This is a genomic window from Anaerobacillus sp. MEB173 (assembly GCF_052119505.1).
Classification (GTDB): domain Bacteria; phylum Bacillota; class Bacilli; order Bacillales; family JBJMAU01; genus JBJMAU01.
This window is the reverse complement of sequence record NZ_JBJMAU010000002.1, coordinates 298,369-313,016: the sequence shown is the minus strand read 5'-3', so window position 1 is coordinate 313,016 and position 14,648 is coordinate 298,369. Positions and strand designations below refer to the sequence as shown.

14 protein-coding genes and 1 pseudogene are annotated in these 14,648 nt (G+C 31.6%); 13 read left to right on the top strand and 2 right to left on the bottom strand.

Features of this window, described 5'->3' with window-relative positions; translation table 11 throughout:
• Positions 1-87 precede the first annotated feature (87 nt).
• The 4 genes from ACJ2A9_RS06035 to ACJ2A9_RS06020 all read left to right on the top strand — a co-directional run bounded on the left by ACJ2A9_RS06035 (position 88) and on the right by ACJ2A9_RS06020 (position 1,836).
• Positions 88-342 carry a hypothetical protein gene (locus ACJ2A9_RS06035; RefSeq protein ID WP_441420713.1) on the top strand — a complete coding sequence of 85 codons (255 nt, stop codon included), beginning with the start codon at positions 88-90 and terminating at the stop codon, positions 340-342.
• 98 nt (positions 343-440) lie between these two features.
• Positions 441-668, top strand: a complete 228-nt coding sequence (locus ACJ2A9_RS06030; protein ID WP_441420712.1) for a hypothetical protein — start codon at positions 441-443, stop codon at positions 666-668.
• Positions 669-775: 107 nt separating this feature from the next.
• Entirely contained in the window at positions 776-1,222 is a 447-nt protein-coding gene (locus ACJ2A9_RS06025; RefSeq protein WP_441420711.1) for a hypothetical protein, read from the top strand.
• 203 nt (positions 1,223-1,425) lie between these two features.
• Entirely contained in the window at positions 1,426-1,836 is a 411-nt protein-coding gene (locus tag ACJ2A9_RS06020; RefSeq protein ID WP_441420710.1) for a hypothetical protein, read from the top strand.
• Between the two features lie 151 nt (positions 1,837-1,987).
• Here the strand turns inward: ACJ2A9_RS06020 and recJ are convergent, their stop codons facing one another.
• Positions 1,988-3,652 carry a single-stranded-DNA-specific exonuclease RecJ gene (gene recJ, locus ACJ2A9_RS06015; protein WP_441420709.1) on the bottom strand — a complete coding sequence of 555 codons (1,665 nt, stop codon included), beginning with the start codon at positions 3,650-3,652 and terminating at the stop codon, positions 1,988-1,990.
• 134 nt (positions 3,653-3,786) lie between these two features.
• Positions 3,787-4,170: a helix-turn-helix domain-containing protein gene (locus tag ACJ2A9_RS06010; RefSeq protein WP_441420708.1), complete on the bottom strand. Its 384-nt coding sequence runs from the start codon at positions 4,168-4,170 to the stop codon at positions 3,787-3,789.
• Between the two features lie 242 nt (positions 4,171-4,412).
• Here ACJ2A9_RS06010 and ACJ2A9_RS06005 point away from each other — a divergent pair, with 242 nt between their 5' ends.
• The 9 genes and pseudogenes from ACJ2A9_RS06005 to ACJ2A9_RS05965 form a co-directional block, all read left to right on the top strand.
• Entirely contained in the window at positions 4,413-4,814 is a 402-nt protein-coding gene (locus ACJ2A9_RS06005; RefSeq protein WP_441420707.1) for a hypothetical protein, read from the top strand.
• 58 nt (positions 4,815-4,872) lie between these two features.
• Positions 4,873-5,019 carry a hypothetical protein gene (locus tag ACJ2A9_RS06000; protein WP_441420706.1) on the top strand — a complete coding sequence of 49 codons (147 nt, stop codon included), beginning with the start codon at positions 4,873-4,875 and terminating at the stop codon, positions 5,017-5,019.
• A 39-nt stretch (positions 5,020-5,058) separates the two neighbouring features.
• Positions 5,059-6,534, top strand: a complete 1,476-nt coding sequence (locus tag ACJ2A9_RS05995; protein ID WP_441421036.1) for a recombinase family protein — start codon at positions 5,059-5,061, stop codon at positions 6,532-6,534.
• On the top strand, positions 6,521-8,047 hold the full coding sequence (locus tag ACJ2A9_RS05990; protein ID WP_441420705.1) for a recombinase family protein: 1,527 nt from the start codon (positions 6,521-6,523) through the stop codon (positions 8,045-8,047). Before ACJ2A9_RS05995 ends, ACJ2A9_RS05990 begins: the two co-directional genes overlap by 14 nt.
• Positions 8,048-8,453: 406 nt before the next feature.
• Positions 8,454-9,401, top strand: a complete 948-nt coding sequence (locus tag ACJ2A9_RS05985) for a hypothetical protein (RefSeq protein ID WP_441420704.1) — start codon at positions 8,454-8,456, stop codon at positions 9,399-9,401.
• A 291-nt stretch (positions 9,402-9,692) separates the two neighbouring features.
• On the top strand, positions 9,693-10,499 hold the full coding sequence (locus ACJ2A9_RS05980; RefSeq protein ID WP_441420703.1) for a restriction endonuclease: 807 nt from the start codon (positions 9,693-9,695) through the stop codon (positions 10,497-10,499).
• Between the two features lie 95 nt (positions 10,500-10,594).
• Positions 10,595-12,328 (top strand): ATP-dependent nuclease, encoded by a 1,734-nt coding sequence (locus tag ACJ2A9_RS05975; protein ID WP_441420702.1) that lies wholly within the window; start codon positions 10,595-10,597, stop codon positions 12,326-12,328.
• Positions 12,321-14,087 carry a UvrD-helicase domain-containing protein gene (locus ACJ2A9_RS05970; protein ID WP_441420701.1) on the top strand — a complete coding sequence of 589 codons (1,767 nt, stop codon included), beginning with the start codon at positions 12,321-12,323 and terminating at the stop codon, positions 14,085-14,087. Before ACJ2A9_RS05975 ends, ACJ2A9_RS05970 begins: the two co-directional genes overlap by 8 nt.
• An 85-nt stretch (positions 14,088-14,172) precedes the next feature.
• Positions 14,173-14,556: pseudogene (locus ACJ2A9_RS05965) on the top strand (sigma-70 family RNA polymerase sigma factor); the annotation flags it as partial.
• Between the last annotated feature and the right edge of the window lie 92 nt (positions 14,557-14,648).

Here is a 14,648-nt window from a genome sequence, read left to right as displayed (position 1 = left end):
AACTATTGAAGGTAATGAAGGGAGAAAATAGAAAATAAGTTATAACTTGAAAAAATAAACTACGAAGACTCAATGTAGGGTGAAGCTATGAAAAAATCTTATACTGTATTTTACATTACTAGAAATCCAGGTTATGGTGGCAATGGTTATGAGGTCCTGTCATTTGAAGGCACAAAAAAAGAATTTATAGAAGTTATTAGTAAAATCATTCTTACTAAATATGGATGTTACAAGTTCAGAATTGTACATGATAAGGAAAAAAGTATGTATATTTTAGGGATTAAAAGACGAGGAAGGAAAAAAGAATTTAGAGTTTTTATAAAGGATGTCCCTAATAAGTAATTACATTCAAAATAGAGATAATACTTATTCAATTTACGAGTGCAATGATTGAACAAGAAAGTTGTGTTTAATACAAATTAATTTGGGAGTGTAGAATTATGCTTGAACTTGTTAAAGAAATATACTCACCAAGTAAGGCATATAAAGTTGAAATTAATAAGCGATTGAAAGACGGACTATTAGAAATTGATGTTTATTTTTGGGATAGTGAATGGGAAACTTGGCTACAACAGTCCACAGACTTTTCACTTACTGACAACTTAAATAGTGCATTGACAATTGCTAAGGAGAAACTGAAGGTTTATTCAGGCGAGATAATAGAATAGGCAATTGTGAACCGTTTCACTTAAACTCCCTTTAGTTGAAGAAAGAGTAAACCATATTTCGCTTGGAAATGTATAATGGAAACACGTTAATATTGAGGGTGAAATTGATGAATTGGTTAAGATTAATATTTGCTGTAATTTCAATTAGCATATTTTTATATTTAATTATCCAGACATCTAGATTTGGTAAAGAATTAAAAAAGGCAACCAATGATGATAGAAGTATTTCGAAGAGGTTTGTTAGTAAATGGGATAGAAAATTCTCAAGAGAAGTTATTTTGATTATTATAGGTTCTATTTTCGGTATATTGTCCATTTTTTTATCTCACAGTGGAGAAAATCAAATGGATGACAAAATTATGGAAATGCCCTTTCCAGAACTATACTCAAATCTTGCGGTAGCCCCTTTGTATATAATTCAACTGATATTGTGTATTGGCTACTTAATTTTCACCCGAAATGAAAAAGGGTGTATTTTATTAATTGGAAAAATTTACTCCCTCTTTATTGTCGTCAATTATATTATTGCACTTTATTTTCGCATTTTTCACTAATAAAAAAGAGTTAATCTCAACAAACAGTGGCTTGAACGGAAGAAGGAGTTGTCTTGAAGGTAGTTCCTTCGCTTATTAAAGTAAAGGGAGCAATCCTTTACTAAACAGGAATTGCTCTATTGCTTATTGAAGTAAAGCAGGATACTTCAACAAGGGTATTAAGTTGAATATTAATTATTTCGATATTTTTTTGGGGTGAGAAAATGAAGATTAGTTTTTATCGGAATCTGAACACATTAGAGACTTACGCGACGAATAAACGGCAAATTAAATATCATTTTTCCAACGATGAAGATATTGATGTTTTTTTTGGTCTAAATCGAAAGTTTGAATTTGATAGTCGTTGTAAACGCCCGCCAGAACTGAATGGTACTGTTGTAGCATCAGTTTCTTGTAATAGAGATAAAGATATATGTATTAATTTGTATCCAATATCCCAAGACCACTATCCACATATTGCAAGGAATGAATTTCATAATGAAGTATTGCCTTCAATTAAGGAATGGGTTCATAATCAAAACATAAAACCAGAAACAGCAGTAGTAGGTGTTGAACAATATATAATTGACTGGAATGGAAAAGCTCACATATTCCATCAGCTCACATTCCTATAATTTTGAAATATTTCTTTATTCCACTAACGGAAGCTTTAATTTAGCAGCGGATTAGATTGTGTGGATCAATTTATAGGGATATTTAAAAAAGCAACAAAAAATCTTAAGAAGCACTCAAGGATTTTTTGTTGGCTTTTATAATTAAATCTGTTTATTTTGCTACTTTCAAATCATCTACAAACAAATGGTCAATTGTTGATGGCGGCTTATATAAAAATCCTATTTGTTTGCTCTTAAGATGATTAATGTAATTTCCTTTTCCGAAACATAAAACTTTTTTCTTTCCAACCTGAAAGGATAAGTGATGATTTGCTTGACCGAAAGTAGCCAAATCCTTTGGAGAAACTTTACCTGAGTAAAAAAGCGGCTTTTGAAAGTTCATTCCAAACGGTTCAAGGGAAGCTAAGTCTTTAATCATCTCGTTTGTTAATGATTGTACTGGAAAGATGGATTGAACCGTTTTAACAGGCGCAATCGAACCTTCTAAAGCAGCTGAAGGTTGTACAGCTTGTTGGAACATAGGTATTAAATTAAGGTCAATTGAAAACCCCGCGGCTGCTTTATGTCCGCCAAACTTTTTGAAATACTCACCACATCGTTCAAGGGTGCTAATCATGGAAAAATCGGTTCCATTAACTCCTCGGCAAGAACCTGTACCGTCTTCTGAAATCACAATGGCTGGCTTGTGATAAGTTTCTGAAATTCGTCCAGCAATAATTCCAATAATCCCTTTATGAAAAGGTCCATGTACAATAATTACATTGTTATCATATAGCTTCTTCTCTTGAATTACTTTTTCGGCAAGGTGAACTTGTTCGAGTGTTAGCGATTGCCGCTTTTTATTAATTGCAATTAATTGTTCTACTTCTAATTTTGTTGTTTTAGGGTTGTTCAAGAGTTGAACAACCAAATTTGGATCATCAATTCTTCCACAGGCGTTAAAGATGGGAGCAATTTGGAATCCAATGGTGGTACTATCTACTGATGAAACGTGCAGGTTTTTCATCATCAGTTTTAATACAGGATTGGAGCCGTTTGCCATTCTCTTTAACCCCATTTGACAAATTACTCGATTTTCACCATGTAAGGGGACTAAATCCGCAATTGTCCCAATCGTTGCTACCTCTAAATAATTCCAGATATTGATTTTCCAATCACGGTTTGCAAGTTGATATAGACCGTGAATCACTTTTAGTGCTACACCAACCCCAGCTAAATCAGGAAATGGGTAAGTATTATCTTTTCGTTTTGGGTTAATAAAAGCATAGCAGTCGGGGTGACCTTGTAGAATGTCATGATGATCAGTCACGATCACATCAATCCTATTTTCTTTTGCGGCTTGCATCGCTGCATGGGCGGAAGAACCATTATCAACTGTAATAATTAGAGAAACATTTTGCTCGGCAACTTCTAATATCGCCTGACTTGTTATGCCGTATCCTTCACTTCGAAGAGGAAGACGAAAGGTGACATTTGCCCCGAATCTTTTTAATGCCTGATACAATATGGTTGTTGCTGTCATCCCGTCACAATCGTAATCACCAAAAATGAGTATTTTTTCTTGTTGAAGAATTCCTTTAATGATTCGAAGCATGGCTTTTTTCATGTCGTTTAACAAAAAAGGATCGTGAAAGTCATCTAAATTAGGAAAAAACAACTTTTCCACTTTTTCTTCATTGTTATACCCTTGTTCAAATAACCAGTGCATGAGGATTGGGTCAATGATAAACCGCCTGGACAAATAATAGATCAAAGCCTTATCAGGATGATTTTCTAATGTTGGGGTTAATGGAACCCATTTAGTTTTATGAAACAAATCAAACATCACTCCTATATTTAACGACAAACAAAAAAGTCTGCCTAATTAGTGACAGACTTTCCATAATTATCGATATTTATTCTACTGACATGGAATAAAATAAAATATTTTCTATTATTGTAGAATATTTTTTATTTTTCTTGTCTATAATGATTTTTATCAAGGGATGTATCACATTCACCAAAAGTCATTTCATATCGTTTTTCAATGATATGAAGAAGAAATTCTGTATCTTTCGGATCGTGTTGATGCAACTCTTGTAGGAGGTGATGAATCTTTTTTAGTTGTAAATCAAATTCAGTTTCTTGTTCAAAGCCGTTAATCATTTCTTCTGGAAATAGGTTTAATTCATCTTGAAGTTTTTCTAAAACAGAAAGTTGAATGCTATCGGTTTTTGAGGTTTCTAAGTTAGAAAGATATGCTCTGGAAACACCAAGTTTAGATGCAAGGTCTTCTAAACCAAGACCTTTTTGTTTACGTAATATTCTGATTTTTACGCCGATGTCTTTTAGCATAGGGACCTCCATTTTTATCATCACGGTTTATGACTAAACCTTTCTTGTTTTTAGTAGTAATGGATGTCTGAAGTGTGAGTTAAAAAATACCAACATTGGTATTCATGTCTGTACTACTGATTTCATTATACCATCGAAAAATGAGTTCAGGTGGGATTAAATTCAATTTTTTAAGAGGAAGAAGGATAAGTGAAGTGAGGTAGTGTAAATTGCAAACCCTTGATAGATAAGGAAGGTAGTTGATGAAAGTTACATTGTTACAATTTCAAGAAGCGTACAATACGGAATATGACGAAAAAGAAAGCATTTTACAAGTAAAGCGTTTTTTAAGTCACAATAAACGAAAAGGGATGCTTTTCTTTCAAGAAAAGGTTACTATATTGAATGCTTCTACGCCATTTGAGCTTTATTATTATTTGACACCTAATCGGAAAACTGTCAAAGATGCTTTTCCCATCCCAACAAAAGACTTTGTGTTTTATCAGGATCGCAAAACTCAGTTTGAAATTATGAGACACTTCTTCGAGAGCTATTATCTTGAGGAAATTAACGATATCCATTACTTTGAACAATACAACTATAACAAACCATTCGTAGGAACACATTATCTTTGGTTTTTTAAGCAAGAGCAGAGTATTTTTTAAACCCTTAATGTAACATTCCGTTGTTCTAGAAAGTTTTGAATAAAAAAGGAGAGATTTAATGAAGAAAGTTAGAGAAGTAAAAGTTAGAACAGTTAGTTATGTTCACGATCCTCACGCAACACAAAAGTGGTGTGAAATATATCTAGATTTCTTGATTAATAAAAAAAGAAAAGAAAAAGAAATGAATCAAGGCGTTGAATCATAATTTTAATTATTGGATAAAAAGGAGGTAGTTTTATAGTTGATGACCGTTGCTTATTACCGCAATTCAATCGATGAAAAGAAACAAAAAATGTCAATTGAAATGCAAATAAGAAGTGTAAAAGAAAAAGCTCAATCCCTAAAATGTTTAATCGATGAAGAATTTATCGATCGAGCAACATCGGCTAGAAAAAACGATACACACCATAGGAAAAATATGGGGCTATTAATGGATAAAATTAGAAAAGGGCAAGTGAAAAGATTACTTGTGTACAGTCGGTGTCGTTTGGCGCGAAATGTTGGGGATTATATGAGACTGTATGATTTGCTAAATGAAAAGAAAGTAAAGGTGTATTTCGCAGCAGAGTACGAGTTCCCAATGCTTTATACATCAGAGGCTGAATTAATTGAGAGGATAATTGCTGCTTTTAATCAACAAGAAGCAGAAAAATTGGTTTATAAATTGCAAGATGCCAAAATAACAAAAGCTAAAGATGGAAGACATGCCGTTGGACGGATTCCATATGGATATAGAAAAAGTGAATCTAAAGTAGAGGACTGGATCATTGATGAAGAGGAAGCTGAAACAGTAAAAACTCTATTTCACTTGTTTGTTGAATTGGAGTTTGATTCCATAAGTGAATTTTTAGAAGTCATTCAAGAAAGAGGGATCACTTATAAAAACAATGACGGATGGAATTACAATCGTCTCCGTACTCTTTTAGAGAAAGCCATATACAAAGGAGATCGGATTTACAATGATAAAGGAGACTCGATCGTAAGGTATGTTCCTCATATTAAACTTGTTGAAGAAGACGTATGGGATGCAGCCCAACAAAAATTAAAAGAAGTGATCCGTAAAACTCCAGTTCCTGAAAGTGAAAAAAAAGAATTAATTTATTTGTTGAAAGGACTTATTGTATGCGCGGAATGCGGTAAAGAGGTAAAGGGAAAAAAATATGGTAAAAACCCAACTTATAAATGTGACACACATCATACTCACCGCATTCATAAAGATTTTCTAGAGATGGAAGTGATTGATAAAGCCAATCAATTTTTTATAAACCTGATTACAAGTTATATGGGAAAGATTGTGGATCGGTTAATGAAAGATGAGATTGAATTTTATGAATCTGCTGTTGAGAAATTTGAAAGGGAGATGAATCAGACAAAAAAGGTTCTTATTTTAAAAGGTCAATGTTTAACACATTCCAGTGATATGGAATGTGTAGATGAGAAGCTTATTAATCAATTAAAAAGATTTGAAGAAAAGCAGTATTTAATAAATGAAATGGAATCGAGAATTTTTGATATAAAAGAGCGATTTAGTGAACTAGAAAAGGTAAAAAAAGATGTTGAACCAGTCATTCTTACCCATGACCTGGAGGATGAAAAGAAAATTGAGCTTTTGCATGATATTGTCCACCATATAAAGCTATATCAAGATAAAGCAGAGGTTGTATTTAAACACCCTTATAATGAAAGTTTAACAGGATGTGATGAAGTTGAGTTTATCTAATTTATTAAAACCAGGCAGCGTGGGAGCTTTTTATGGGAGACACTCTACCGAAAAACAAAACATGGAAACGCAATTACGGAGTGCTTTTGAGTTTGTGGAAAAATATGATTGTACCATTGAAAAGGAGTATCTAGACAGCTCAGTTTCTTCAAGAAGAAGGGATCGTAAACAATTTCAAAATCTTTTGGCTGATGCAAATAAGAAAAAGTTTGATTTTGTCGTGATTTATGACCATTCAAGATTAGCGAGGATTCCAGAAGATCATGATATGTTACGAATTACAATGAGTCTTTTAGAGATTCCTATCTTTGAAAGCAGCACAGAAACACTTTATGATTCGGGTGACCTAATCCTTGCAGCTGTAAAAGATGGAGTTGCGAAATATGAATTAGATAAAATCAGAATTAATACCAAAAAAACGATGGAGACACTTGCAGATAAAGGGCATTGGACTGGTGGTGTGGCTCCTTTTGGATATATGTATCACAAAAAAGGGGAGAAGAAACACGGACACTTTGAACAAGTTGAGCATGAAGTAGTATTAGTGAAAAAAGTGTTTGAACTATATAAAGAAAATCATGGTTTTGCTTCGATAGCTAAACAACTACCTTTAAAAAGTCATCGTGGCTCCAATTGGACGAAAGACAAAGTGAAGAATATTATTACAAATCCAATTTACGCTGGATATCTTGCGATTAGAAGAAAAGATCTTGGTAGGCACAATGCTGTTAGAGAAAGAGCAGACTGGAGAATGAAGGAAAGTTCACTGATGAAACCCGTGATTACAAAGAGTGAGTGGGAGTATTGCTGGGATTTATATACAATTAAGAAGAGTGAAAATAAAAATCCAAAGCATTATAAGACTTCGTTTTTAGTTAATGGATTATTAATATGTAACAACTGTAATTTGTCATTAAAAAATAAGGATCAGCGCACAACAAGCAACCAAGGAAAAGTGTACGGAAAACGAGTGTATTATTGTCAGAGTTGCAGCTATAAGTTAATAGCTGATGATGTACACGAAAAAATCATCGATATTTTTAAAACCAGTTTTAAATTAGAAGAAGATAAAATCGTTGAAAATATGAAATTAAAAGTAAGTGAAAAGATTGACATAGAAAATGACAAAATGGAAAATCTTGTAGAGGCATTAAAAGTGGAAAAATCAAAGCTATATCAGTGTGATCAAAAGTTGGATGAATATTTTAAAGAAGAAGAGAAATTTAAAGAGTTGATTAAAATTTTAATTTTGACCAAAGAACATGTTCAAGAACAAATTTATCAAATAAATGAATCAATAAATGAAACCAAGTGGAACATTGAAACACTACAAGAAGTCTATTTGGATGATGAAATTTTAATTAATGGATTGGAAGCATTAAAGGAAATAACAAAGCAAGACCAGTTTCATGTAAGACGGCTTTTTATTTGTTTAGTGGATGAGATCGTGACCGATGAATTTGGAAGTTTGGAAGTAAAATTAAAATACAATTTAGGTTCGATGGCAAATTAAAATACTCTCCATGGGTGGAGAGTATTTTTGCTTATTTTATTTCTGAGTTCTATTCCTAAAAATCTCGGTTTTTGGGAAGGACAAGTTTGAAATTCTCGGTAAATAGGAGTAATTCGTGATCGGGGATTACTCCTAATTGCCGTAATTGGTATCACTGTGATGGACAAGGAATGCCTTGATATCAAGGGATAAGCTAATGTTTGTCCTATTTTTATTATAGACAAAAATACAAGCTATAATTACACCTCGGCAATTAGGGGAGATGGTTATAACATTTCTCGGTTATTTGGATGGTCAGGGATAACCATTCTGTAACAAAGAATAGTACAAAGTTCTTATAGAATACATATATAGGAACAAAGGAGGGATTGTTATAAAAATACCGCTAAAGAAATTAAAGTGTGATGTGGTTGAAGCTACTTACTTAAATGTTGGTGCGATGTATAACAGTCTTATTGCTGAAGGTTTGATTAGTTCCATTGTAGTAGAAGGTCCAAATAAACAAGGTGAATTTTATGTAATTGACGGAGTAAGAAGAGTCAAAGCTATGAAACAAGCAGCAGAAAAATTTCCGCAAGTGGAATGTAACGTTATAAGAGAAATTACATCAAAAGAAAAACGGAATGAAACCCGATTGAAGATGCAAACATCAGAGAAGCGATCCACAATGTTGGAAAAGCAGAAAATGTACAATGATTTAGATGAGCTAGGAAAGGATAGTTTACCAAGAGATGTTAGAAAAAGATTAGAAAAGGGTTCTAATATACCTGAATACATCCGTGATGAAACTGCAAAAGCGGGTTCTAGTAAAGAAGCGATGGAAGTTATTTATTACTTGGATATCAATGAAAGTTTTCGCAATTCCTTATTTAAAAGACTATGGAACCGTGATATTACTGGAATACACGCAACAGCTCTTAAAAGAATAATTAAGCATCCACTATTTCCTTATTTAAATGATGACATTAAACATGAGGTAATCAATAAAGTAATTAAGGAAGCTGAGTTTACTGTACAAAAAGGAAGTTTAATTATTGAAAAAACAATCATGAAACATAATCCTGAAATGGGAAAGTACGAAAAGTGGATTATTTATATTTGTAAAGATATACAAGAACAGTTAAATCTAATTAAAGATTCCACCGTTGAGTTAATGACAGATGAAAGCATCAGAGAAGTAAAAAAGACCATTGAATTTATGTATGAAAAATTTAAAATTCATTTGCATGAAACACAGGCTAGGGAACACACGAAAGCGGAAACAAAGGATGCCCCGTTCCAGCAGTACCATTCTGAAATCAATCCAATAGTAAAAATAAACGGTAAGGAAGTTGAATATTTATTTGTCCATTAACTCGATTCTAATACCCTGATTTAGGGTACTTTTTTTATTCATAAAATTACTCTCGTAATAAAACGCCTTAAATATTAATGGGGTATCCTTACATAAATAATCTAACAAAAGTAAATTTACTCCTTAAAAAAAATACTATTTTTACATCAGTAACATTACTTTTTTAAAAATTACTAATAGTGTCTAGTTTGTATTCTGCTTTGTAATAGTGCTTTAAAGTATTTGTTTTCTTTTGGACATACTTTTATCATTTCAATACATATTATGTAAAAAAGTGTATTGGGAGGAGCTATGGGGAGAAGAGGAAGAAGGAGAAAAATAAATCGGAATAATGATATGACAACAGTAATGGGAGTTTTAGTTATTATTTATTTTGTTGGAAAAAAGGTTGTGGAATGGTTAGATGCACATTCAAGTCAAATCATTCTAGGAGCTATCATTGTTCTTTCAATCGTGTTTGTTTATCTTGTGTATAAGTTAATTTTTAGTCTAGTAAATGTAGAAAGGGGGAACAGGGTTAATCAGAAGGAAATTGCGATTTCCGATCCAACAAGATTAAATAATAATATTATAGATAGTCCACCTATTTCATTGGATAATAGAGAAAGAGACCAAGAAATTTTTGAAAAGTGGCAAAGTGGTCAAAAGGAACGAGAGCGTGAAGCAGCTAAACAAAGAGCATTATTTGAATCTGGTATTAATGAAATCGATAAAATGAGCGGAATTGAATTTGAAAAGAGAATGGCAATATTATTTTCTAACCTTGGTTATAAAGCATCGATCACTCCAAATAATGATTTTGGTGGTGATATTATCTTGGAATCAAAAGACAATAAAAAGACCGTAATACAGTGCAAAAGGTGGAATAATAAAGTTGATGTTAAAGCTGTTCAAGAAACCTCAACAGCAGTTCAATTTTACGATGCTGATGAAGGAATCATATTAACCAATAATTACCTTACACCTAGAGCACGGGAGTTAGCGAATAAGGTAAATGTTAAAGTGTGGGAAAGGGAGAAGTTGATTGAGTTGTTAACGATAGAGGAAGATCAAAGTTTAGAAAGAACTAATTATAATTATAATAAGGACAGTCTTTGAATTATCAAGGACTGTTTTTTTAATTATATTAAATTTTCTCTGGAATTATATGGTGATGAATGTCAAAATTAAGAGTGATAAAAAGGAGGAATTTTATGAAAATTAGAAGCCTATTTATTAATAATTATAGAAATCTAGATAATATAAAAGTTACTTTACATCCAAAAATTAATTTTATTGTTGGTGAAAATAACCTTGGGAAATCAAATCTTATAAGATTAATAAATACAATAGTGAATTCAAGAAGTTTTAATGAAGAAGACTTTAACGATCCAAATTGTCCTATCGAGATTCATATGAAAATAGAGTTAACAAATGACGAAATAGGTATTTTTGAAGATTATTTTTCCCCTGAAGAAGAGCATCCGAATTTTATTAATATTATAGCTAAGCAATCGGAAATGGACACTAATATTGAGTATATCCATCTGGAAACACAAGAGAAAATCTCTTACCAAACTCTAAGAAGACTAAATTTTATAAATTATAATTCATTAAGAAGTCCCATGAATGAATTAAATTTTGATAAGGGCAGAGGTGGGGGGAAATTCTTAAAATATTTAGTCCATCGTTATTTAAATGAATCTGGGGAAGGTGTTGAGTATCTGGAAAAAGATAAATTTTTGGATCTTTTAAAGGCTTTAAACAGTCAAATAGAAAAGATTGAAACATTTGACCATTTCTCAATCAGAGCCCATTTAGATGAAGAAATTGAAAAAGTTCTTGCTAAATTAATCGTTTTAAAAGGAAATGATGAATATTATCTGCATGAACTTGGTTATGGGGTGCAATTTGCTAACATTATCCCTTTAGTAATTATTGATACAATACTTAATATCATTGAAAGACAAAGTAAATTGAGTTCTCCGTTTTTTGAAAGAGAAGATGGAACTAATTTTTTACCGATAATAATTGGACTAGATGAACCAGAAATTCACCTTCATCCTCATATGCAAAGGAGTTTGGTTAACTATTTAGTAAAGATTGTTAATGGAGAAGAGAGAAAATTTAATCAGCTATTAGAAGACTTGTTTGAGCTAAGTTTCGTTGATGGGCAACTAATTTTTGTTACACATTCTCCTTATATCATTCAAGATGATTATAGACATATTATTCGGTTTTATAAAGATGAAAATTCAAAGTTAAAGGTTAAAAGTGGTATGGATATTGAATTTACGGAGGATATGATAAAACATCTTAATAAAAATATGGCTGTATTAAAAGAGGCGTTTTATTCCAGGTCAGTTTTAATTGTAGAAGGGGAGACCGAACAAGGAGCATTTCCTGTATTTTCGGAAAGACTAGGTGTAGAACTTGATAAATTTGCAGTAAGCATTGTTAACGCTGGTAGCGTTAATACTGTACCACCGTTAATGAATTTATTTAATAAATTTGGTATAAAATCTGTTGGGATAATTGATCGAGATGATAATAATGGTGAACGTGATGCATTTAAAGGTCTTTCTAACTTGTTCATTACTTCAAATCGACATTTTGAAGAGGAGATGGTGCAATCCTTTGATATCCCTAGTTATGTTGAATTTATGCTTGAAAATATAAGTGATAAAAAAGGGTTAATAATTGGAAAAGCCAAGAGGCAAAATTTAGATATAAATCCATCTAACCCCAATTTAACTGAAGAGTTTGCAAAATTAGATGTTAAAGAATTAAATGCCCTTATGGAAAGCATAACTGGAGAGTTAATTAAACAATTTTCGACTTTAAAAGGCATAGTTATTGGACAAGAACTTGCAAAACACGTACCAAATATACCTCAAGTTTATCAAGATGCGATATACTGTGCTGTTGGGAGAAAGACAAATGAGTGAAGAAATTAGAGAAAAGTTTAAACAAGAACATAAGGATGACGACGCCCAACTTAGTGCTATTTTTTCAAATTCAAAAAAGCTAACAGTTGAGGCACCTGCGGGGTACGGTAAAACAAAAACTTTAATTAGCAAAATTGCGTTTGACATTGCAACTAAAAAAATTAATAATCATAAAAAAGTTTTAGTATTAACTTTTAGTGTTAATGCAGCACATAAAGTGAAAAAGGATGTTATTTTACAACTACCATCACTACTTGAACAATACTCGGATACATATACTGAAAATCTAGTGAAGAATAAGGTACAAGTAACGAATTATCATGGTTTTTGTAGAAAAGTATTAGGGAAGTATGGTTATTATATACACGAAAACCTTAAAAATATTGATCAACTAATACCTTTAACTAATAATAACGATATATCCTTAACTAAACTTGAATTGGAAATAATCAGTAACTTTAGTAATGCTGTAAATAGTGTAGATTATCAAAATATCAAAAAGTTTAGGGAAGAATATTTAAAGTTAGTAGTTGAAAAATTAATTCCTAACAATTGTATTACATATGATTCAATAATTTTATTGACTGAATATTTATTTATTAATTACCCCACTATTTTAAACTTTTATCAAAAGTTGTTTACAACTATTATTATTGATGAATTTCAAGATACAAATTATCTTAGCTGGAGTTTATTAAAACTTCTAATAAAGCAGGATACAAGAGTAATATTTTTTGGAGATTCTTTACAAAAAATCTACGGATTTATAGGTGCAATTCCTAACTTATTTGATGAAGCAGCTGAAATGTTTGGTACAGAGTATATACATTTAGAAAAAAATTATCGGTTTATGGAAAATAAAGAAATGCTATTATTAGACAAAAGTATAAGACGAATAGCCAGAAATCCAACTTTACCTCTAGTCGATGAACAATCCAATATATATGTAAATCTGTTCGAAACCCAAAGGGATGAAGCGAAAGGAATTATTAATATTTTAAAAAACCTTCCTGTTAAACAGGAAAATTCTAAAGTCTCTATAATTGTGAGACAAAGGGGAAAAAATCTAGAAGAAATATTAAACCAACTTGAGTCACAAGACATTGAATTTTTTAATGGATTAAATTTAAGGGATGAGGATTTATCCTATATTAAATTTAATGATGAATGTCTCTCGAAGTTTATTGAATTTATGAAAACTAAACATACTTTAACAAAAAAGACATTAGTTGAATTTTATAATATAGTTTATGAAATGTATAAGAATATCGAAAGTGACAATCAACCTTTATTAAAATTATTAAAGATATTTATACATGAATTTCCAAAGGAACAAGTATGGAAACAATCAACAATGGAGCAAAGGAAGCATTCAATTATCAATTTTTTTGTTAGTAGAAATTTAAAAAACTATATGGAGTACGTTGAAGAAAATTTAATTGTAACAACTGTTTATGGGGCAAAAGGTTTAGAATGGGATTATGTAATAATTCCTGATGTAGAGAAAGATTCCTTTCCAAATTATCATGGAATGTGTAAAAATTGCAGTTTTAAACGCTGGTGTCAATTGGGAATCAATCAAAACAATGAAGCTCAGCTTATTGATGAATTAGGTGTATTTTATGTTGCTGTTACAAGAGCAAAAAAACAAGTATATTTAACAGCAAGTGAAAAAAATGCTTTTGGATATAATGTAAATCGAAGTTGTTTCTTAAACCTTTTAAGGATAAATTGTAAAAAGCAATCTGTTTTGTCATAAGTAATAACTATTCATTACTCGACTATTAAAGGTAAACGCTCTATAATAGCCCTAGACAAGTTTTTTTTGATTGCCCCCTTCTGACATTAGAATAGAAATTCTCATGCATCTAAGAGCGCTTAAAAAAGTAAAAAAAGATGTTTCTCTACATGATCCAATTGGTACAGATAAGGAAGGAAATGAGATCACGTTAATTGATGTCCTGCAAGAAGATGTAGAAGACGTTGTTGATACGATCCATTTAAACATGGAGAAAAGTCAAATATATGAATTCATCCATATCCTAGATGACCGTGAAAAAACAGTGATTGTTGGCCGGTTTGGTTTGGATATGCGTAAGGAGCAGACGCAAAGGGAAATTGCCAAGCAATTAGGGATTTCTAGAAGCTATGTATCCCGAATAGAGAAAAGGGCATTAATGAAGTTGTTACATGAGTTTTATAAAAAGAATCATAGTGTAGGGAAATAATACCGTAGCAGCTGCCTATTAATGAGGGCAGCTGTTTTATTATATGTAGGATTATAGCACTAATCATCAAATAAAAGTAGTTCTAAATATTC